Annotated in this window: 1 protein-coding gene; it reads left to right on the top strand. The window is 59.1% G+C overall.

What is annotated here, in order from left to right; all coding sequences use genetic code 11:
* Positions 1 to 128 precede the first annotated feature (128 nt).
* Positions 129 to 1,601 (top strand): IS5 family transposase, encoded by a 1,473-nt coding sequence (locus IQ241_RS25205; RefSeq protein ID WP_390622499.1) that lies wholly within the window; start codon positions 129 to 131, stop codon positions 1,599 to 1,601.
* The last annotated feature ends 22 nt before the right edge of the window (positions 1,602 to 1,623 follow it).

The following is a 1,623-nucleotide window of genomic DNA, read 5'->3' as shown; positions in this document are numbered from 1 at the left end:
GTAGTCGTCCCTGCCAAACCCCTGCAACCCGCATGAATGCTGGTGATCTGGGGTGAATCCGGATGGTCAGAACTCTCAAATAGATATTCAATGGAGCCTGTTTTCTGGGAGTTTTTCAAAGCAGCGCCATGACTGATGACTTTTTCCGCAACCGCCTGGATCAGATGATCGATTTGCGCCACCCGTTGGCGGTGCTGGCCAACCGCATGCCTTGGCAAGAGATCGAAGCATCTCTCGCTCAACGCTGGGCACGTCAGGTCAAGGCTGGCAAGAAGATCGAAGACTTGGACTTGTTTGGCCCGGTCTCGGCCGTAGCCGGTGGCGGCGTCTCCAATGCTGGCCGGCCTCGTCTGCCCACCCGTTTGACGGTGGCGCTGCTGTACCTCAAGCATGCGTTCAACGAGAGCGACGAAGACGTGATCCAGCGCTGGGGCGAGACACCCACTTGGCAGTACTTTTCTGGTAACGAGTATTTCGAGCACCAGTGGCCGTGCGACCCCACACAACTGGGGCGCTTCCGCAAAGCCCTTGGCGAAGAAGGCGTGGAAGAGCTGCTCGCCCGCACCATGGAGGTGGCGGTCACGCTCAAGCTGATCGCCAAGAAAGAGTTGACCCGCGTGATCGTGGACTCCACGGTGCAAGAGAAAGCCGTGGCGCACCCTACCGACAGCAAGCTGCTGGAGACGGCCAGGTCCAAGGTGGTCGAGGCGGCCAAAGCCAATGGCATCGAGCTCAAGCAAACCTATGCCAAAGAAGGCCAACTGCTGGGCTACAAGGCTGGGCGCTACGCCCATGCCCGCCAGTTCAAGCGCATGCGCAAAGTGATCAAACGCCAGCGCACCATCGTTGGCAGGCTGCAGCGCGAGGTGGCTCGCAAGATGAGCACGCTCAGCCAAGCCATACAAGACACCTTGGGCCAGACCTTGGACAAAGCTAAACGCTTGGTCACGCAGACCGGCAGCCGCAAGGCAGTGGACAACCGCGCCAAGCTCTACAGCTGGCACGCGCCTGAGGTGGAGTGCATCTCAAAAGGCAAGAGCCGCAACCCTTACGAGTTTGGTGTGAAGGTCGGTCTGGCTATGACGCTCAAGGGCAATCTGATCGTGGGAGCCAGGAGCTTTCCCGGTAACCCGTATGACGGACACACCATGCATGAGCAGATCGAGCAAAGCGCTATCCTGATGCAAGGCTTGGGCGTCAAGCCCAGTGTGGTGTACGCCGACCTGGGCTACCGGGGCGTGGACAAGGACAACCCGGATGTCGAGATCAAACACCGAGGCAAAGACAAGCGGCTCACCGATGAAGAGCGCAGACTGCTCAAACGAAGACAAGCCATCGAGCCGATCATCGGGCACCTCAAAGCTGATCACCGCATGGACCGCTGCCACCTCAAGGGTTCAGAAGGGGACGCGCTGCACGCGGTGCTGTGCGCGGCGGGCTACAACATCCGCTGGCTGCTGCGGATGATCGCCCGCAAAGGCGTGGGCCTTTTGTTGTGTCTGCTGCAGGCGAGCGGTTTGGTGGGTTTGTTTGTGAAATTGGCCGAAATCTTCGGCCTCAACCGACTGCAAAACTCAGATCGACGCTGGGCGCTGGTTTGAAATGAATTTTGCAGGGCCGACT

The sequence above is a fragment of the Vasconcelosia minhoensis LEGE 07310 genome, from assembly GCF_015207255.1.
GTDB lineage: Bacteria > Cyanobacteriota > Cyanobacteriia > Phormidesmidales > Phormidesmidaceae > Vasconcelosia > Vasconcelosia minhoensis.
The sequence above is the reverse complement of the archived record's forward strand: the minus strand, read 5'-3'. Positions and strand labels throughout refer to the sequence as shown.